This window comes from Alistipes intestinihominis (assembly GCF_040095975.1).
Classification (GTDB): domain Bacteria; phylum Bacteroidota; class Bacteroidia; order Bacteroidales; family Rikenellaceae; genus Alistipes; species Alistipes senegalensis.
This window is the reverse complement of the sequence record NZ_JBBMFL010000012.1, coordinates 72,275-93,127: the sequence shown is the minus strand read 5'-3', so window position 1 is coordinate 93,127 and position 20,853 is coordinate 72,275. Positions and strand designations below refer to the sequence as shown.

Here is a 20,853-nt window from a genome sequence, read left to right as displayed (position 1 = left end):
TTGCGAAAAAATTTGTTTATTAAAACGTTTTAATTACTTTTGCAAATGTAACAGAAAATCCCAGATATTGCAAAAAATCGCAAAAAATATGCGCACGAAGCGAGTCACCATAAAAGATATAGCCACGGAGGCGGGAGTTTCGATCGCCCTGGTCTCGTTCGTGATGAACAACAAGGCCGACGGCAAGGAGACCTACCGCGTGAACAAGGAAACGGCCCAGCGCATTCTGGAGGTCGCGCAAAAACTCAATTACCAGCCCAACAACGCCGCCCGCACCCTGCGCAGCGGCAAGACGAACACCATCGGCGTCATCGTTTCGGACATCTCGAACAAGTTCTTCGCCGACATCGCCCGGTGCATCGAGAACCACGCATATAAACATAAGTACACCGTGCTGTTCGGCAGCACCGACGAGAATCCGCAGAAGCTGGAGAATCTGGTCGAGGTCTTCCGCAACAAGGGCATCGACGGCCTGATCGTGGTTCCGTGCGAAGGCGCGGACGAGATCATCCGCGACATCGCCCGCCAGAACATCCCGCTCGTGCTGCTCGACCGCGAGGTGCCCGATCTGGAAGTCAGCAGCGTCGTGCTGAACAACCGCCGCGCCGGGTACGAAACGACCGAGGCGCTGATCCGGCGCGGATTCACCCGCATCGAGATGATCTCCTACTCGATGGGGCTCTCGAACATCCGCGAGCGCGAAGAGGGCTACCGCCGCTGCATGCAGGCACACGAAATGGGCGAAAACGCCGTCATACACCACCTGCGCCACGACAAGTTCGCCAAAATCGAGGAGATCATCCGCGAGGCCCGGCAGCGCCGCGTCGAGGCTTTCCTCTTCGCCACCAACACGTTGGCAGGCCAGGGCCTGAGCGCCATCTTCCGCAACGGCTGGCGCGTGCCCCAGGATTTCGCCATCGCCTGCTTCGACACCAACGAAGCCTTCGACATCTACAAAACCGCCATCGCCTACGTCCGCCAGCCCATCGAACGGTTCGGGACCGAGGCCCTCGACCTGCTGATCAAGAGCATCGAACAGCGCGACAAACCCGGAAGCTGCACACGCATCGTGCTGACGCCCGAAATCGTCGAGAGCGCCCCCGAAGAGGCGCTGCGGAGCGCAGAGGAGGCGGTTACGGAAGCTTAAAACATTTGTCCCGAGGCTAAAACGATTTACAAGAAACCGACATAAAACCATGAACCCGGCAACCCATCTTTACAAAACGAGCGTTCTCGCCATCCGCACCGCAGCGCTGGCCGCCGCACTCTTCGTCACGACATCGGCACCGGCCCGAACGGCGCATACAGCCAATCCCAAGGGGGGGGGAAACACCCCGGCCCAATCCGACCCGGACATCCTGCGCTATAACAATCCGGGTCTCACGGTCGATCTGGGGGTCGGGCTGTGGGGCATTCCGCTGCCCGTGGACTACGACGGCGACGGTCTGAAAGACCTGCTGGTGTCGTGCCCCGACCGCCCCTACAAAGGACTCTATTTCTTCAAGAACATCGGTACGCCGCGCCATCCCCGTTTCGCCGCCGCCGAGCGCATCAGCGAGAAGGGGATGAACAACATCCGTCTCTCGGAGGCGAACGGCAAACCCTACGTCCTTTCGAAGAATTTCGAATACCCCGACTTCTTCAAGGCCCCCTATGCCAAAAAACGCCGCCTGCACTACGAAGGCGAGGAACTCGGAGCCACCTACAACAAGTCGCGGAGCAATATGTGGAGCTACGCCGACTGGGACGGCGACGGCGACAAGGACATCGTCGTGGGCATCGACACGTGGGACGACTACGGCTGGGACAACGCTTTCGACAGTCTCGGACGCTGGACCCGGGGTCCGCTGCACGGCTACGTCTACCTGCTGGAAAACACCGGCAGGGGATATGTCAACCGCGGCAAGGTGGAGGCCGCAGGCACCCCGATCGACGTTTACGGAGCACCCAATCCGTGTATCGCCGATTTCGACGGCGACGGCGATCCGGACCTGATCTGCGGCGAGTTCGTCGATGGACTCACCTGGTTCGAGAACGTCGGCACCCGCACGGAGCCCCGCTTCGCCGCGGGACGGCCGCTTGCGAACAAACACGGGGAGATCCGCCTCCACCTGGAGATGATCGTCCCGGTGGTGTCGGATTTCGACGGCGACGGGCATCCCGACCTCATCGTCGGCGACGAGGACGGCCGCGTGGCCTGGGTGCGCCACACGGGGAAGGTCAAAAAAGGCATGCCGCAGTTCGAATCGCCCCTCTACTTCACCCAGCAGGCCGATCCGGTCAAATTCGGGGCCCTCTCGACCCCCTGCGCCTTCGATTGGGACGGCGACGGAAAACAGGACATCATTGCCGGGAACTCGGCCGGCGAAATCGCTTTCATCCGCAACCTTTCGGGCGGCGAAAACCCCGTGTGGGACGCTCCGCGCCTCTTCACCGTCAACGGCAAGCCCATCCGCATCCAGGCCGGGGAGAACGGTTCGATACAGGGTCCCGCCGAACGCAAATGGGGCTATACGGTGCTCTCCGTGGCCGACTGGGACGGCGACGGACTTCCCGACATCATCATCAACTCGATCTGGGGCAAAATCGAATGGTTCCGCAACCTCGGCGGCAAAGACAAGCTGAGACTCGCCCCGGCGCAGCCCGTGCGCGTGGCCTGGGAGGGAGAGGCCCCCAAACCCGCCTGGAACTGGTGGACGCCCGAGCCCGGCACGCTCGTCACGCAATGGCGCACGACGCCCGTGGCGATGGACTGGAACGGCGACGGGCTGACGGACCTCATCGTCCTCGACCAGGAGGGTTACCTCGCCTATTACGAACGTTTCCGCACGCCCGACGGCGAACTGCTGCTCCGCCCCGGACGCCGCATCTTCCACGGCACGAACTGCTCGCTCTACAACTCCAGAAGCGGGGTAGCGGATGCGTCGGAAGGGCTTCTGCGGCTGAACGACGGCATCGGCGGACAATCCGGACGCCGCAAGATCTGCTTCACGGACTGGGACGGCGACGGACGGTTGGACCTGATCGTGGACAGCCAGAACGCCTGCTGGTTCCGCAACGTCCGCGAGGAGCGGGGCGAGGTGTGGTACGAATACATGGGCAACGTCGGCGAACGCATACTGGCCGGCCACACGACCTGTCCGACCCCCATCGACTGGCGGGGCGACGGTACGCCGGAACTCCTGCTGGGGGCCGAGGACGGCCACTTCTACCGGATGGCGAACCAACAGAAACAGACGCGATGAAAACCTGCCTCACGACACTCTGCGCCCTATTGCTGGCCGTCGCCGTATCGCAGGCCGCCGAACCGCTGCACGTCAAACTCTTCCCGGAGGGAACCCCGACGAAGAGCGGCCTGGAAGAGCAGCCCGAAGGCGTGAACGACAAGGGATATTACGTCGGCGTCAGCGACCCCGAATTGTTGGTCTATCTTCCCGATCCGGCGCGCGCCACGGGGCAGGCCATGCTGGTCGTGCCGGGCGGAAGCTACGAGAAAGTCTGCATCACGCACGAGGGCTACAAGACCGCCGAGTGGCTCAACGAACACGGCATCGCCGCAATGATCCTCAAATACCGGATGCCGAACGGCCATCCCGGGATTCCGCTCGAAGACGGCGAGCAGGCGATGCGCGTCATCCGCCGGAACGCCGCACAATGGGGTGTCGATCCTCACAATGTGGGAATTATCGGCTTCTCGGCGGGAGGCCATTTCGCCTCGACGCTCATCACGGAATACACGAGCGAAGAAACGCGCCCCGACTTCGCCGTTCTGGTCTACCCGGTCGTCTCGATGAACTATTCCAGCGTCCGGACCCGGGAGAACCTCCTCGGGGCCCGCAGCGAAGAGAAGGCATTGCGCAAACGTCACTCCACCTTCGGACAAGTGCACGAAGGGATGCCCGAGGTGATGCTTCTGCTGTGCAACGACGACAAAGCGGTGGTCCCGGACAACTCCATCGCCTTCTACCGGGCCCTCAACCGCCGCGGAGTGAAGGCCGAAATGCACATCTATCCCGAAGGAGGCCACGGCTTCTGGATGCGCGAACGCTACAAGTACGGCGACGAAACCTATCCGGCCGTCATCCGGTGGATCGAACGGCACAGAACGAACAACTGACTGAAACCTAAAACATAAAAAAATGAAGACTATCAAAGGGATCATTCCCCCGATGATCACCCCCTTGAAGGGTGACGACCAGATCGACCGCGAAGGCACCGTACGGCTCACGGAGCACATCCTCGCCGGCGGCGTCCACGCCCTTTTCCTCCTCGGCACCACCGGCGAGGCCCAGAGCCTCTCGTACGAATGCCGCTACGATTTCGTCGAACTGGTCTGCCGTCAGGTCGCCGGGCGCGTTCCCGTGCTGGTGGGCGTCACCGACACGTCGCTCGACGAGAGCGTCAAACTGGCCGCCCATGCCGCGAAATGCGGCGCCGTGGCGGTCGTGGCCGCCGCTCCCTACTACTTCGCGCCCTCGCAGCAGGAGCTGATCGAATACTACACGGCGCTGGCCGACGCCCTGCCGCTGCCGCTCTTCCTCTACAACATGCCGTCGCACGTGAAGGTGTTCCTCGAACCCGCAACCGTCAAGACGCTGGCCGAACACCCGAACATCGTCGGGCTGAAGGACAGTTCGGCCAACATGACCTATTTCCAGACGCTGCTCTACCACCTGGGCGACCGCGAGGATTTCGCCCTCTACGTGGGTCCCGAGGAGCTGACGGGCGAAAGCGTCGTGATGGGGGCCGACGGCGGCGTGAACGGCGGCGCCAACATCTTCCCCGAACTCTACGTGCAGATGTACTACGCCGCCTGCAACCGCGACGTGAACACGATGCGCGCGCTGCAACGGAAGATCATGCAGATCAGCACGTCGCTCTACACCGTCGGGAAATACGGCTCCAGCTACCTCAAAGGCGTGAAGTGCTCGCTCTCGCTGATGGGCATCTGCGACGACTACATGTCCTACCCCTACCGCCGTTTCCGCACCGAGGAGCGCGCCCGCATCCGCAAGGCCCTCGAAGCGCTGGGAACCGCCTGCGGCGAATGACACACGACCGAACTACCTAACCCGACAAAAAATGGAGATAACCTTACTCGATTACCTCGTCTTCTTCATCTTCGTGGGCGGCGTCGCCCTCTTCGGCTGCTCGTTCTACTTCCGCAGCCGCAAGGGCGCCGCGGCATTCACCGCCGCCGAAGGATCGCTGCCCACCTGGGTCGTGGGCATGTCGATCTTCGCCACGTTCGTCAGCAGCATCAGCTTCCTCGGACTTCCCGGCGACGCCTACAAAGGCAACTGGAACCCCTTCGTATTCAGCCTCTCGATCCCCATCGCCACGTGGCTCGCGGCCAAGGTCTTCATCCCGCTCTACCGCGGAATCGACAGCGTCTCGGCCTACCACTACCTCGAAATGCGCTTCGGTTACTGGGCCCGCTGTTACGTGGCGGTCTGCTACCTGCTGACGCAGCTCGCCCGCGTGGGCTCGATCCTGCTGCTGCTGGCCCTGCCGCTGAACACGATGTTCGGCTGGGACATCCAGACCATCATCGTCTGCACGGGCATCGCCACGCTGATCTACACCCTGCTGGGCGGCATCGCCGCCGTGGTCTGGACCGACGCCATCCAGGGCATCATCCTCATCGTCGGGGCCATCGCCTGCGCCGCGATCCTCACCTTCACGATGCCCGAAGGCCCCGGACAGCTCTTCGAAATCGCCTCGGCCCACGGCAAGTTCAGCCTCGGCAGTTTCGGCGCGAGCCTTACGGAACCGACCTTCTGGGTGGTGCTCATCTACGGACTGTTCGTCAACATGCAGAACTACGGCATCGACCAGAACTACGTGCAGCGCTACATGACGACCCGCTCGACGGCCGAAGCCGTGAAATCGACCCTTTTCGGCGGACTGCTCTACATCCCCGTGTCGCTGGTCTTCGTCTACATCGGCACGGCGCTCTTCTCCTACTACACGGCGCGTCCCGAACTGCTGCCCGCCGGCACGCCCTCGGACCAGGTATTCCCGTGGTTCATCGTCCACGGACTCCCCACGGGACTCACCGGACTCGTGATCGCCTCGCTCTTCTCGGCCGGCATGTCCACCATCGCCACGAGCATCAACTCCTCGGCGACAATCGTGCTGACGGACTTCGCCAAGCGGCTCTCGAAAAAGGAGCTCTCCGAAAAGAAGAGCATGCGGGTGCTCTACGCCACGTCGTTCGTCGTGGGGGCACTGGGCATCGTCATGGGACTGCTGATGATGCGCATCGACGGCGTGCTGGACGCCTGGTGGAAGCTGGCGTCGATCTTCAGCGGCGGCATGCTGGGACTGTTCCTGCTGGGCGTCGTCTGCAAAACCGTGCGCCGGGCCCATGCGGTCGTCGCCGTGATCCTCGGACTGCTGACCATCGCCTGGATGAGCCTCTCGCCGCTGATCAACGAAGGTTCGCCCTTCTACCGGTTCCACAGCCCGCTGCACACCTACCTGACGATCGTCTTCGGAACGACGGTCATCTTCCTGACGGGCTTCCTGCTTACGAAGCTCACGAACCGCAAAGCCGAAAACGCATGAAAACCCGACTGAAAACCGGTCTGCTGCTCTGCGGCGGCGTCCTGGGCGGCAGCGCCGCCGTCGCGGCCCAGAAACAGCCCAACATCCTGCTGGTGCTGAGCGACGACCAGAGCGCCTTCGCCGTCGGCTGTTACGGCAACGCCGACATCCGGACGCCGAATCTCGACCGTTTCGCCGCCGAGGGCGTGCGCTTCAACCGCGCCTACGCCACCTCGCCGCAAAGCGTGCCTTCGCGCGCCTCGATCATGACGGGGCGTTCGCCCGTGGCGGTGAACATGACCCGTTTCAACGTGACGCTCGCCCGCCGCTTCCGCGCCTTTCCCGAATACCTGCGCGAGAACGGCTACTACACGGGCGTCGCCGGGCGCGGCTATCACCTCGACGGAGCCGTCAGCGGCCGGGTCGGAAAGATCAAGGAGGTCGAACTCTACTACGCAGAGCACGGCTACAAGACCTTCCCCGACCGGCTCGACACCTGCATGGTCGTCGCCGACGCCAGCAGGGGCAAGAACCACTGGAAGATCAACGCCCAGTTCCGGACCTTCATGGAGCGCCGCGACAAGGACAAGCCCTTCTTCCTGCAACTCTGCTATTCCGATCCCCACACGCCTTACGACGCCCCGAAGGTGCACGACCCCCGGTCGCTGACCCTCCCGCCGTTCTATCCCGACACGCAGCTAGTCCGCGAATACCTGGCGGCCTATTACGACGAGATACACCGGATGGACTCCGATTTCGGGGAGGTGCTGCGCTACCTCGACGAACACGGCCTGAGCGACGACACGATCGTCATCTTCATGGGCGACAACGGCGGAGCGCAGTTCATGGCCAAAGGCACGCTCTATGAAAACGGAATCCGGGTGCCGTTCCTGGTCCGCTGGCCCGGGCGCATCGCCCCGGCCGTGACAGACGCCGTGGTCTCCAACGTGGACATCGCCTCGACCTGTCTGGCGGCCGCCGGGCTGCCGGTTCCCGAAGAGATGGAGGGTGCGGACCTCCTGCCCCTCATGGTGCAGGGCGAAACCCCGGCCGAAAGGTGGGTCTACTCCGTGCGGAGCTGCCATGCGACCAATTCGCTGCCGGGCAAAACCTCGGTCTTCGACCAGATGCGCTGCATCGTCGGCGAACGGTACAAACTCATCTACAACCTGCTGCCCGGTCTGCCGTGGGTGCCCGTCGATTTCTCCGGCACGGAGATGTTCGCCGAACTGAAACGCATGCACAAGAGCGGAGAGCTCGATACGCTTTCGAGCCGCCTCTATTTCTCGCCGACACGCCCGATGTTCGAGCTCTACGACCTGCGGAACGACCCCTGCGAACAGCACAACCTGATCGACGATCCGGCGCTGAAAGAGATCCGCAACGACCTGATCCTGAGACTGACCTACAAGATGATCGAGGACGAAGATTTCGTGACTCTCCCTCATCCGAAAATTTACGAATAAGAACCGAAAAACCATCCGACCTATGACAAACCATCCTAAAATCGGTATCCGTCCGATCATCGACGGCCGCCGCGGCGGTATCCGCGAATCCCTCGAAGAGATGACCATGGGCATGGCCCAGAGCGTCGCGAAACTCTATGCCGCGAAGCTGCGCTATGCCGACGGAGCACCCGTCGAATGCGTCATCGCCGACACGACGATCGGCGGCGTGGCCGAAGCGGCCGCCGCGACCGACAAATTCCGCGACAACAACGTCGGGGCCGTCCTCTCGGTGACCCCCTGCTGGTGCTACGGCTCCGAAACCATCGACATGGACCCGCTGATGCCCAAAGCCATCTGGGGCTTCAACAAGACCCAGCGTCCGGGAGCCGTCTACCTCGCCTCGGCGCTGGCCGGGCACAATCAGAAAGGGCTGCCCGCATTCGGCATCTACGGCTCCGAAGTGCAGGAGCAGAACGACAACAGCATCACCCCCGACGTGGAGGAAAAGCTGCTACGCTTCGGCCGCGCGGCCGTCGCCGTCATGGAGATGCGCGGCAAATCCTACCTCTCGATCGGCTCCGTGTCGATGGGCATTGCCGGTTCGATGCCCGATCCCGACTTCTTCCAGGAGTATCTGGGCATGCGCAACGAAGCCGTCGATTGCTCGGAGATCGCGCGCCGCATCGAACTGGGCATCTATGACAAGGAGGAGTTCGAACGGGCTATGGCCTGGGTCGAAAAGCACTGCAAGACGCACGAAGGCGAGGACCTCAACCCGGAACACCTCCGCTATTCGCGCGAAAAGAAAGACGAGGTGTGGGAGTATGTGGTCAAGATGACGATGATCTTCCGCGACCTGATGGTCGGCAATCCGAAACTCGCCGAAATGGGCTTCGAAGAGGAGGCCGCCGGGCACAACGCCATCGCCGGAGGTTTCCAGGGCCAGCGCCAGTGGACCGACTTCCGCCCCGACGGCGACTTCTCGGAGGCCATCCTCAACACGTCGTTCGACTGGAACGGCATCCGCGAAGCCTACACCTTCGCCACCGAAAACGACACGCTGAACGGCGTTTCGATGCTCTTCATGCACCTGCTGACCAATCAGGCGCAGCTTTTCTCCGACGTACGCACCTATTGGAGCCCCGAAGCCGTAGAGCGCGCCACGGGCAGGAAACTGACGGGCAAGGCCGCGAACGGCATCATCCACCTGATCAACTCGGGAAGCAGCACGCTGGACGCTTCGGGCGCGATGTCCGACGCCGAGGGCAACCCCGTGATGAAACCCTTCTGGGAGATCACCGAACAGGAGGCCGAACGGTGCCTCGAAGCGACGACCTGGCACCCGGCCGGCCGCGAATACATGCGCGGCGGCGGTTTTTCGTCGAAGTTCTTCACGCGCGGCGACATGCCGGTGACGATGTGCCGCCTGAACCTGATAAAAGGCCAGGGTCCGGTGCTGCAAATCGCCGAAGGGTGGGCCGTGAACGTCGATCGGGCGATCTTCGAATACATCGACAAACGCACCGACCCCTCGTGGCCCACGACCTATTTCGCACCCCGGCTGACGGGCAAGGGAGCTTTCAAGAGCGTCTACAACGTGATGAACAACTGGGGTGCCAACCACGGGGCCATCACCTACGGACACGTCGGAGCCGACCTCATCACGCTCGCCTCGATGCTCCGCATCCCGGTCTGCATGCACAACATCGACGAGGAGAAGATCTTCCGTCCCTCGGCCTGGGCCGCCTTCGGCTCCGACCCCGAAGGGTCCGACTACCGCGCCTGCAACAACTACGGACCCGTCTACCGTTAACCGACCCACAACCCAAACCTACAACCATCGACCTATGAAACCCATACAGATGATATGCCGCGCCGTGCTGCTGCTCCTGCTCCTCGCAGGAGGCAGCCCGACGCCGCTATCGGCCCAGACACCTCGCAAAGTCGAAGGCAAGGTGACCAATCCGGGCAAACAGCCCATCGCCGGAGCCGTCGTCCTCGTAAAGGGAACGACCCGCGGAACGACCACGCTCGGCGACGGCAGCTACTCCATCCAAGCGTCGGCGCGCGACGTGCTGGTATTCTCGCTGCTGGGCTACGCCGAACAGGAGGTCGCCGTAAACAACCGCACGCGCATCGACGTCACCCTCGAAGAGTCGGCCAGCGCCATCGACGAAGTCGTCATCGAAATCGGCTACGGCGGACAGGCCCGCAAAGACATCACCGGAACGCTGAGCAGCGTGAAGATGGAGGATCTGGTGAAAGCCCCGGTCATGAACTTCGATCAGGCTCTCCAGGGACGCCTGGCCGGTGTCTCGGTCTCGTCGTCCGACGGACAGCCCGGAGCCGAAATGGACATCGTCATCCGCGGCGCCAATTCGCTCACCCAAAGCAACGCACCGCTCTACGTCATCGACGGATTCCCGATCGAGGACTTCTCGAACGCCGCCATCAACTCGGCGGACATCGCCTCGATCACGGTGCTGAAAGACGCCTCGGCGACGGCCATCTACGGAGCCCGCGGCGCCAACGGCGTCATCATCATCGAGACGAAAAAGGGTGTGGAGGGCAAGCCCGTCATCGCCTACTCGGGAACCTACGGATTCCAGACCGTGACCAAGAAGATGGACATGATGGACGCCTACGATTTCGTCATGTACCAGATCGAGCGCCAGCCGTCGAGCGTTGACACCTATCTGAACAACCTCGACCGCACGCTCGAAGACTACAAGCGGATGGGGCAGGGGATCGACTGGCAGGACAAGCTCTTCCGCAACGCGGCCATCCACATGCACAATCTCTCGATGACCGGCGGCACGAAGCAGACCAAGTATGCCGTTTCGCTTTCGATGGCCGACCAGAAGGGCGTGATCCTCAACTCGGGATACGAGAAGTATCAGGGCCGCATCTCGCTGACCCAGCAGCTGAACAAGAACGCCAAGGTGACCGTCAACGCCAGCTACATGGGCGACAAGACCTACGGACAGACCTCGTCTTCCGCCCTGACGACGAGCAACGCCTATGCCTCGTACCTGATGTACCGCACATGGGCCTACCGCCCGGTCATCACCAATGTCAACTCGGAGGAGGAGCTTTTCGACGACTATTTCGACGGCAACAACTCATCGACGATGAACCCCATTCTGTCGAGCAAGAACGAAGACAAGGTCACGCGCAAGCAGACCTTCATCTCCAATGCCAAGCTGGATTACAACCTGCACAAAAACCTTCGTCTGAGCATCAGCGGCGGCTATTCGCGCTTCCTCACCGAGGCCACCGAGTTCAACAACTCCAAGACCTACAAGGGCTATCAGACGCTCACCAACTCAAAGGGCGTCAACGGCTCGGTGCTGAATACGAACCGGACCGACTGGATGAACGAGAACATGCTGACCTACAAGAAGGACTGGAAAAACGGCCGCCACAAACTCAACGCCGTGGCCGGATTCACGATGCAGGGCAGCAGCCAGCGGCGCTTCGGTTATTCGAGCATGCAGATCCCCAACGAATCGCTCGGCATCAGCGGCATCGACGACGGTCTGCCCGACTCGATGACGGCGCTGCTGACGGAGAATTACCTCATGTCGTGGCTCGGACGCATCAATTACAGCTTCCGGTCGCGCTACATGTTCACCGTTTCGTTCCGCGCCGACGGATCGTCGAAATTCTCTCCCGACAACCGCTGGGGCTATTTCCCCTCGGGAGCCTTCGCATGGCGTCTGGGCGAGGAGAAGTTCATGCGCCGCCTGCGCTTCATCGACGACGCCAAACTGCGCATCAGCTACGGTGTCACCGGCAACAACCGCATCGGCGACTACTCGGTGCACCCGTCGCTGACCCTTTCGGACTATTATTCGTTCAACAACGGCCAGCCCGCCGACGCCATCGTCACCAGCAGCCTGGGCAATCAGGACCTGATCTGGGAGAGCACCGAGCAGGTCGATGCCGGACTGGATCTGCGTCTCTTCAAGAACCGCATCAGCCTGACGGTGGACTGGTACCAGAAGAAGACCCGCGACCTGCTGCTGAACGCCAATCTGCCTTACAGTTCGGGATACCGCTCGGTCTACAAGAACATCGGCAAGGTTCGCAACCGCGGACTGGAAATCTCTCTGAGCACGGTGAACGTCAAGACGCGCCGCTTCGAGTGGAGCTCCGATTTCAACATCAGCTTCAACCGCAGCCGGGTGCTGGCGCTCTCCGAGGGCGAAGAGAACTACCTCTCGAAAATCAGCTTCACGGGCGACTTCAACTCCACCTATCTCTATCTGGCCAAAGTCGGACAGCCCGTCGCGCAGTTCTACGGCATCGAATGGGCCGGGGTCTACGGCTACGAGGATTTCGATCAGGACGCCGCAGGCAACTACACGCTGAAAAAAGGCGTCGCCACCAACGGCAACGACCGCAGCTCGATCCAGCCCGGCGACATCAAATACGTCGATCAGAACGGCGACGGCGTGGTCAACGATCAGGACATGGTGGTCATCGGGCGCTGCGAGCCGATCCACATGGGCGGATTCAACAACAACTTCACCTACAAGAACCTGAGTCTGAACGTCTTCTTCCAGTGGCGCTACGGCTCCGACGTGATGAACGCCAACCGCATCATCTTCGAAGGCAACTACGCCAACAAATCCATCAACCAGTACAAGAGTTACGTAGACCGCTGGTCGCCGACGAACACCGACAGCAAGAACTTCCGCGTCGGCGGCCGAGGCCCTGCGGGCGTATACAGTTCACGGACCATCGAGGACGGCTCGTTCCTGCGGCTGAAAACCCTTCAGCTGAGTTACACCCTGCCCAAGAAGTTCACCCGGAAGATCCATCTGAACCAGGTGCAGGTCTTCATCGCCGGGCAGAATCTCTGGACCTGGACCTCCTATTCGGGCCTCGACCCCGAGGTCTCGACTCGCAATTCGGCCCTGACACCCAATTTCGACTACTCGGCCTATGCCCGCAACCGGATTTACACGGCCGGCATCAAGGTCACTTTCTAACCTAACGGAGCCTACGGATATGAAAAAGAACACCATCTTATTAAGCCTCTGCATACTGTTCCTGGCCTCGTGCAGCCTGCTGGACACCGAGCCGCAGGATTTCGTCACCCCGTCGAACTACTACAACAACGAAACCGAAATGAACACGGCGCTCAACGGGGTCTATGCCACGCTGGCCAACACGACGCTCTACGGCGGCAACCTGCTGGGCCGCATGGGGCTGTCGGCCGACATCGGTTACGAAAGCTACTCCTCGGACTACGGTTCGGTGGGCGACTACGACGTCTCGCCCGCCGACGCCAAGATCCTCACCTTCTGGCGCGACCTCTACGACGGAATCGGCCGGGCCAACATGCTCATCAAATACATCGACAAGCCGCAGCTCGACGAAGCCACCCGCAACAACATATACGGGCAGGCGCTCTTTCTGCGGGCCTACTACCACTTCCTGCTGGTCGTCCGGTTCCACAACATCCCGCTGATCCTCAGCGTCCCCGAAGACGGCAACCGCGAGAGCGTGCAGACGCCGCAGAGCAGCACGCGCGACGTTTACCTGCAAATCATCAAGGACATGGAGGAAGCGGCTCCGCTGGTCCGCACGGCCGCCGAATTGCAGTCGCCGGGCCGTGTCAGCCAATCGACCGTCTACGGAATGCTGGCGCGCGTGGCCCTCTACATGGCGGGCTACCCCGTGAAGGAGCCGGGAATGTACGCCAAGGCCAAGGAGTATGCCCAAAAAGTCATCGACACGGGAAGCCACGCGATGAACGCCTCCTACGAGCAGGTCTTCATCAACTACATCCAGGACAAGTACGACGCGGGCGAAAGCCTTTTCGAAGTGGAGTTCTGGGGCACGAACGAGGGGACCTACACCACGACGGCCGGCATGGTAGGCCGCAACAACGGCATCGGCTGTTCGAGCACGAACATCATCGGCGACACCGGGAAATCGGTCGTCGATCTCTTCGGCTACTCCATCGGCGCGATCCGCACGACGCCCTATTTCTTCACGCTCTTCGAGACCGGCGACCTGCGGCGCGACTGGACCATCGCACCCTTCACCTACAACACGACGACGGGTACCAAGACCGAACTGACGAGTTCTTACATCTGGACCCGCTATTGCGGCAAATTCCGCCGCGAATACGAACTCAGCCAACCGCGATCGACCAACTACACGCCCATCAATTTCCCGCTGCTGCGCTACTCCGACATCCTGCTGATCTGGGCCGAAGGCGTCGCTGCCGACCCCGACAACCACAGCGCCGACGACCTGAAACAAGCCTACGAATATGTCAACCAGGTGCGCCGCCGCGGCTTCGGAAAGGACATCAACACACCAGACGCGGGCGTCGATCTCGAAACGGGCGACAAGAGCTACCTGTTGGAGGCCATCAAGGACGAGCGGCCGCGCGAACTGGGCTTCGAGCTGCTCCGCAAGGACGACATCGTGCGCTGGGGCGAATTCTACGACCGGATGCGCTACGCCCGCAGCCTCGCGGCGGCCATTCCCGACAGTTACACCTCCTCGTACTACGTAAACGCCCGGCGCACCTACAACAACGTCAACCGCCGCGACGAGATATGGCCGATCCCCACCTACGAACTGGGTGTCAACCGTGCGCTGGTCCAGAACCCCGGATGGTGACATCCGAACAATCAAACGATTATGAAACGAACAATGAAATATCTTCTGTTGTTTTCGGCATTCGCCGTGCTGACGACCGGATGCCGCAAGAACCTCGACGACGTAGACGACGTGCACTTCGACGTATCGCTCGAAGCCGAAACCTTCAAGGTCGGCGAACCCGTCCGGTTCCATTTCAGCGGCAACCCCGACTTCATCATCTTCTACTCGGGCGAGAAGGGCAACGACTACGCCTACAAGGATACCGACCGGATCACGGACAGCGAGATGACCTTCTCCTTCTCCACGACGACCACCGCAGGAACGGCCGGAAACCCCAATCCCTCGCATGTCCCGGTCTGCTATTCCACCGACTTCTCGGGAGAATACACCGAAGAGGCCGTGCGGGCCGCCACGTGGATCGACATCACCGACCGTTTCACGATGCCGACCGACACCGGGATAACCGCTCTGCTGTCGGGCGACGTGAATGTCACCGAATACTTCTCCGACCCGGAAACCCCGCTCTATTTCAGTTTCCACTGGGTAGTCGAACCCTACGACGCCGCGATAAAGAACGGCCGCACGCAATGGAACATCCAGGCGACGAAGTTCAACGGCATAGCCGGAGAGTCGGTCTCCACGCTCTACGATTTCGCCGACATGCGTTGGCAGCTCGTGCAGGCGGCCTCGTTCGAAGGAGCCACTTCGCTGCCCGACATCAATGCCTCGCGCATCCTTTTCCGCAGCGAGTTCCAGCCCACGGTCTCCCGCGAATGCTGGGCCGTCAGCGGACCCATCTACCGGATGGACCAGATCAACGACGGTCCCGACTTCGGCGTCGGCATCAAGGCGATGGCCGAGGCTTCGCTGAGCAGCTACGCCTATACCTACACCGAACCGGGCGACTATGAAATCGCCTTCGTGGCGGCCAACGCCAACGTCTACGGCCGCAAGGAGGTCATCCGAAAGGTCTCGGTCCGGATTATCGAGGACGAAGGCGGCATCACGCCGCCGCAGCCCGGAGAGTGGAACCAATAAAACGACAAGACCATGACGAACCGCATAACCTTTACGATCATCGCTGCGTCGCTGTTCCTGGCGGCGTGCAGTCAGGACGACACCATGCCGCGCGAAACGCTCCCCGGCGAAAAGCAAGCGGTGCTCTTCTCCGCAGGCGGAACGGCGACGACCCGCACCGAGGTCGGAACCAACGACGACCGGACGCTCTCCATCGCCTGGGCCGAGGCCGACGAAGTGGGCATCTACGGCCGCAACGACGGCCGCTCCTCGGGCGACAACTATGCCTACACAGCCACCCCCTACAAGAGCGACGCCACACGCTGCTCGTTCTCGGCATCGGACTCCTACGAACTTTTCACGTGGACGAAAACCGCCGCCCAGAGTTACTACGCCTACTATCCCTATGCCAAAATCACGGATCGCACGCCGAATCCCGAGGCCCATCCCTTCTCGCTCCCGGCCCTGCAAACCCAGTCGGAGGGGAACTCCCCGGCCCATATCGCCCGCTACGGGCTGATGACGGCCGCACCGGTGGACATCCCTGCGGGAACCGTGGGCGAAGGAGCGATCCTGTTCAATTTTGCCAACGTCTTCTCGATCGTCGAACTGCGCTTCAAAATGACCGCCGACTGCGCCCTCGCTTCGGTGCCGGTCAAGCAGGTCCGCCTGCTCTCCGACGCCGCGGCGCTCGCCATCCCGGCCGGAACCATCGACCTGACCCGGGCCATAGATCCCGAAGCGGAACTGCCCGTCGTCATCGGGGAGGGGGGGGGTTCGCAGAGCCTCGCGCTGACCTTCGACACGAACCTCGCCGTCACGAAGACGGATTATGCCAGCGCCTATCTGGTGGCGGCTCCCGGAACCCATCCGGCCGGTACGCTCCGCCTCGAAGTGACGGCCATCGACAATTCGATCTACGGTTACACCATCCCCGAACAGGTCGTGCTGCGCCCGAACCGCCACTACACCAAGTCCTATGAGCTTTCGCTCGACGAGTTCGTGCTCTCCGACGAATTCGAGGCCGAAATCCCCGTATTGAGTTGCAAGGTCGGAGAGCCCCTGACGGTTTCCATGACGGGCATCGCCGACCGCGTGGACTTCTGGTCGGGCGAGGAGGGCCACGACTACGCCTATGCGGAAAAAGACCGGATGCAGGAGCCCGATATGACGATGAATTTCATGATGCTGCTCAACAGCGGCACACAACGCCGTCCCGCCAAGGTGATGTACTCGACCGATTTCGACGGCACGATGACCCAGGAGGGGATTCTCGCCGCCACATGGACCGATGTTTCCGACCGGTTCGACATGGAGAAGCCCGTGCACGGCGTCGATCCCGGATACCCCGCCGCCAGCACTTCGACCAAACCCTCCGATGCGGGCACGGCCGACTGCACGGACTGGTTCTCGGGCGAAGGCAACAGCTGCTGGATCGCCTTTTTCTACCACGTGGACAAATACGATGCTAACTACATCGACCCCGAAACGGGCACAGTCGGCAACGGCCGCACCTATTTCTACTCCTACGACATGTGGGTGCGGGCCCAGTACAAGTCGGAGAGCTCCTATACGGAGATCTACCGCCAGAAATATGTGGACGGCGTGAGCGACCCGAGCTATCCGACTTTCGTTCAGGGCCCGACCTTCGATGCCGGCGACGGAACCAATCCGTTCCGACTCTTCGCCTACACAGGCTATCCCTATGTCCTGCGTCTGGGAGCCGCATTCAGACCCACAGTTGACAAGGATTCCTACCTCGTGATGCCGAAGCTGACGCGCCCCGAGGCGAAGAACGTGGGCAAGGACAGCCCCTTCGTGATCAAGGGCTCCGACGACGAGCAGCCCGCAAGCTATCAGTACACGTTCACCGCCCCCGGCACCTACCAGGTAGCGGTGGTCGGCACGGTGACGACCCTGGCCGGAGAAAAACAAATCCTGCTCCGGAAGAGCGTCACCGTCACCGAATAACCCCACTCCGAAAACTCATTACCATGAAAAACAGCATCAAAACAGCGCTTTTATTTCTTCTCGCCGGATTTCTTTTCGGCGCCTGCGAGAAAGAGGACGGCGGTGCCGCGGAAACGCCTCTGCCCGCCGGGGCCGTAGAGGTTCGCGGAACGCTCATCGACATCCGGACGTTCGCAGCCGGAAAGGAGGCGTTCCCCCAGCAATCCGACTATATTTTCGACTCGGACATCGAAACGCTCTTCGATACGCCGCTCTCCTATGCCACCGGGCTCCTGAAAGCCCGCGGCGCCGAGGCTTTCCGCTGCGGCAGCGCCCAAACGGTCTACATGGCCACCACCTCCTCTGGGCTGAACGCCGCAGGGTGGAGCGCCACGGAGAAGAGTTTCACGGTGAACGACCTCACCTATCACCTCTACTCCTACGTCTGCCGCACCCCGGGACAATGGATCGAAATCCCCGATCCGGCCGACCGCGAATATGCCACGATGCTCTTCGCCGAGACCCTGAGCGTCGCCTGCGATCCCGTACCGGGAACCGTCGTCGCACAGGTCCCCGAACTGCGCGGCAGCACCGTCAGCAACGCCTCGATCGCCATCCTCCCCAACGGGAACTATGTGGCTTCGTGCACCGGAGTCACGGACGGCGCGGCGCTCTTCGTGTCGAAGGACCGCGGCGCCACCTGGTCGCTTCTCGTGGAGAACGTCACGGCCCTCAACGGCATCCGCAACTACTACAACCTCTTCGTCTTCGAGGGCGCACTCTACATGATGGGCGCCGGCGCCGGAAACCAGAAACTGCTGATTTCGCGCTCGGAGGACAACGGCGTGACCTGGACCGAACCCACCGACGCCACGAACGGCGAACTGCTCACCGGAGGCTTCCACTCGGCCGCCGTGCCGGTGGTGGTCTACGACGGCCGCCTCTGGCGGGCCTGCGAAACGGCCGGAAGCGACACCTCCATCAAACGTCCGTTCGTCATTTCCGCACCCGTCGATGCCGACCTGCTCGACGCGTCGAGTTGGACGAAATCCGACAACCTGATCACCGACAACGAAATGATCGTCAACGAAAAGACCGTCACCGAGCTGATCGAGGGCAACATGGTCGCCACCTCCGACGGTCTCTACAACATCCTTCGGGCCAGCAGCCGGCAGACCAGCCAGCTGGCGGCCAAAGTCACCGTCACCAGCCCGTCGAAACTCACCTTCTCCGTCTCCAACGACTTCATCACCTTCCCCGGGGGCGGCAAGAAATTCACGATCCGTTACGACGAGCAGAGCCGCCGCTACTGGACCCTCTCCAATCCTGCGGCCTCGAAATACGTCGGAATGAAGAACGACGGCCTCTATCTGAACGGCATCACCCGCGACCTGATCCGCAACCGGCTGGTGCTGTGCTACTCGACCGATCTGATCACGTGGGTTCCCTACAAGGTCGTCCTCGAAAACGAAGACCCCTTCTTCCACGGATTCCAATACGTCGATTGGCAGTTCGACGGCAGCGACCTCGTGGCCGTATGCCGCATGGCCTGCCCCGAACGCCGCGGCTTGCCCTACCGCCAGCACGACGCCAATATCCTGAGCTTCCTGCGCATCGCCGACTTCCGAAACCTCTGACCGCCATGCGCCGAATCCGACTGCTCGCTCCGCTGCTCCTGCTTCTCTGCACGGGAAAGCCGCAACCCCTTGCGGCCTCCCCGCGCGGGGAGGGGATCATCGAAGTCCGGGGACGGTTGATCGACATCCGTCAGGCGCAGCCCGGTGCGGAGGTCTTTCCCCAGTACAAGCGCAACCGCTTCGGCAAAAGCCTCCCCGCACGGCTTGAAGGGATGACCTATGCCGTCAGCCTGCGGGAGTTCCGGGGCCCCGAAGCGGTGCGGGCGTCAAAGCCCTGCGACCTGCTGCTGGCGCTCTCCGGCGCCCGGCCCGACACGACGCAATGGCTCCCCACGGGCGAGGGATTTTTCGTCGATAAAACCCGCTACCGGCTCTACCGGCGGAGTTACGACACCCCCGGCCGCTGGCTGGAACTCCCGTCGCAGCAGGAGGGGCCCTCCTGCATGCTCTTCGCCGAAAACCTTCGCGTGGCCGGCACGGCGCCCGTTCCCGGGGTGGTCATCGCACAGGTCCGGGAGCTGCGCCGCACGCACATCACCAATCCCAATCTGCTGATCCTCCCCGACGGCAGTTATCTGGCGGCGTGCAGCGGCGCGAATCTCCAGCGGAACGTCGATTTCTACCGCTCGACGGACCGGGGTGCGACCTGGAAACACTGGTCGCGGGGACGCTATCCGATCAATTTCTACACGGTGTTCCTCCATCAGGGTGCGCTATACATGATGGGAACGGCCACGCCTCAGGGCGACATCATCATCTGCCGCTCGGACGATATGGGCCGCACGTGGAGTTTCCCCGATGAAACACGTTCCGACGAGGGCATCCTCCGGCGCGGCAAGTACCATTCGGCCCCCGTTCCGGTCGTCGTGCACGGAGGACGCATCTGGCGCGCCATGGAGACCAACACGCCGGGCGAACAGCGCCGGGCGTTCGTCATGTCGGCACCCGTCGGAGCCGATCTGATGCAGGCTTCGAGCTGGCGCCTCTCCGAACAGCTCGACTACGATCCCGCATGGATAGACGGGAACAGGTTCCGCCAGTGGATCGAGGGCAACATCGTCGTCGCCCCCGATCAATCGCTGGTCAACGTCCTGCGGGTGGACGAGCACACCTGCGGCCGCTCGGCGGCCATCGTCCGCGTGTTAAGCCCCGAACGGCTCGCGTTCGATCCCCGCAGGGACATCGTCGAAATGCCGGGCGGCGGCAAGAAGTTCACCATCCGCTACGATTCGCTGTCGCAGCGCTACTGGTCGCTCACCTCCGTCGTCTGCGAAGAGTTCCGGGGCCTCGCCCACGCAGGCATCTATGCCGGCGGCATCCATTGCGGACTGATCCGCAACACCCTGGCGCTCATCAGTTCGGAGGACCTCCGCCGCTGGGATGTCGAACGCATCGTCATCCGAAGCGACAACCCCTTTTTCGACGGTTTCCAATACATCGACTGGCAGTTCGACGGCGACGACCTGATCGCCGTCATCCGGCTGGCCGTGGAGGAGCCCCGCGGCCTTCCGAACCGCCAGCACGACGCCAATTTCCTCGTATTCAAACGCATCGAACGGTTCCGGGAACCCGGAGCGGCCGCCCCCGACAACGTCCGAACCTTACACAAACCTTAAAAACAAACA

General features: G+C 61.9%; 13 protein-coding genes. All 13 read left to right on the top strand.

Annotated features, from left to right (window positions below; translation table 11 throughout):
- Positions 1-88: 88 nt before the first annotated feature.
- From WMO46_RS10710 to WMO46_RS10650, 13 genes are read left to right on the top strand one after another with little or no spacing between them, the layout of a single operon-like run.
- Positions 89-1,147 (top strand): LacI family DNA-binding transcriptional regulator, encoded by a 1,059-nt coding sequence (locus WMO46_RS10710; protein WP_229091830.1) that lies wholly within the window; start codon positions 89-91, stop codon positions 1,145-1,147.
- Between the two features lie 49 nt (positions 1,148-1,196).
- Positions 1,197-3,245: an FG-GAP repeat domain-containing protein gene (locus tag WMO46_RS10705; RefSeq protein ID WP_349094335.1), complete on the top strand. Its 2,049-nt coding sequence runs from the start codon at positions 1,197-1,199 to the stop codon at positions 3,243-3,245.
- Positions 3,242-4,117 carry an alpha/beta hydrolase gene (locus WMO46_RS10700; protein WP_349094333.1) on the top strand — a complete coding sequence of 292 codons (876 nt, stop codon included), beginning with the start codon at positions 3,242-3,244 and terminating at the stop codon, positions 4,115-4,117. The genes WMO46_RS10705 and WMO46_RS10700 overlap by 4 nt, the downstream gene beginning before the upstream one ends.
- Before the next feature lie 22 nt (positions 4,118-4,139).
- Complete coding sequence (locus WMO46_RS10695) at positions 4,140-5,051, top strand: dihydrodipicolinate synthase family protein (protein WP_019151924.1); 912 nt, start codon at positions 4,140-4,142, stop codon at positions 5,049-5,051.
- 31 nt (positions 5,052-5,082) lie between these two features.
- A complete protein-coding gene (locus tag WMO46_RS10690) occupies positions 5,083-6,570 on the top strand; it encodes a sodium:solute symporter family protein (protein WP_019151923.1) in 1,488 nt (495 codons plus the stop codon).
- Entirely contained in the window at positions 6,567-8,015 is a 1,449-nt protein-coding gene (locus WMO46_RS10685; protein WP_349094332.1) for a sulfatase family protein, read from the top strand. Before WMO46_RS10690 ends, WMO46_RS10685 begins: the two co-directional genes overlap by 4 nt.
- Before the next feature lie 22 nt (positions 8,016-8,037).
- Positions 8,038-9,810: an L-fucose isomerase gene (locus WMO46_RS10680; RefSeq protein WP_349094331.1), complete on the top strand. Its 1,773-nt coding sequence runs from the start codon at positions 8,038-8,040 to the stop codon at positions 9,808-9,810.
- Between the two features lie 34 nt (positions 9,811-9,844).
- Complete coding sequence (locus WMO46_RS10675) at positions 9,845-12,994, top strand: SusC/RagA family TonB-linked outer membrane protein (RefSeq protein ID WP_349094330.1); 3,150 nt, start codon at positions 9,845-9,847, stop codon at positions 12,992-12,994.
- Positions 12,995-13,013: 19 nt separating this feature from the next.
- Positions 13,014-14,642, top strand: a complete 1,629-nt coding sequence (locus WMO46_RS10670) for a RagB/SusD family nutrient uptake outer membrane protein (protein ID WP_349094329.1) — start codon at positions 13,014-13,016, stop codon at positions 14,640-14,642.
- A 21-nt stretch (positions 14,643-14,663) separates the two neighbouring features.
- Positions 14,664-15,662, top strand: a complete 999-nt coding sequence (locus tag WMO46_RS10665; RefSeq protein ID WP_349094328.1) for a DUF5017 domain-containing protein — start codon at positions 14,664-14,666, stop codon at positions 15,660-15,662.
- A gap of 12 nt (positions 15,663-15,674) precedes the next feature.
- Complete coding sequence (locus WMO46_RS10660; RefSeq protein WP_349094327.1) at positions 15,675-17,612, top strand: DUF5017 domain-containing protein; 1,938 nt, start codon at positions 15,675-15,677, stop codon at positions 17,610-17,612.
- Positions 17,613-17,635: 23 nt separating this feature from the next.
- On the top strand, positions 17,636-19,228 hold the full coding sequence (locus tag WMO46_RS10655) for a sialidase family protein (protein ID WP_349094325.1): 1,593 nt from the start codon (positions 17,636-17,638) through the stop codon (positions 19,226-19,228).
- 5 nt (positions 19,229-19,233) lie between these two features.
- Positions 19,234-20,844: a sialidase family protein gene (locus WMO46_RS10650; RefSeq protein ID WP_349094324.1), complete on the top strand. Its 1,611-nt coding sequence runs from the start codon at positions 19,234-19,236 to the stop codon at positions 20,842-20,844.
- Positions 20,845-20,853: the final 9 nt, after the last annotated feature.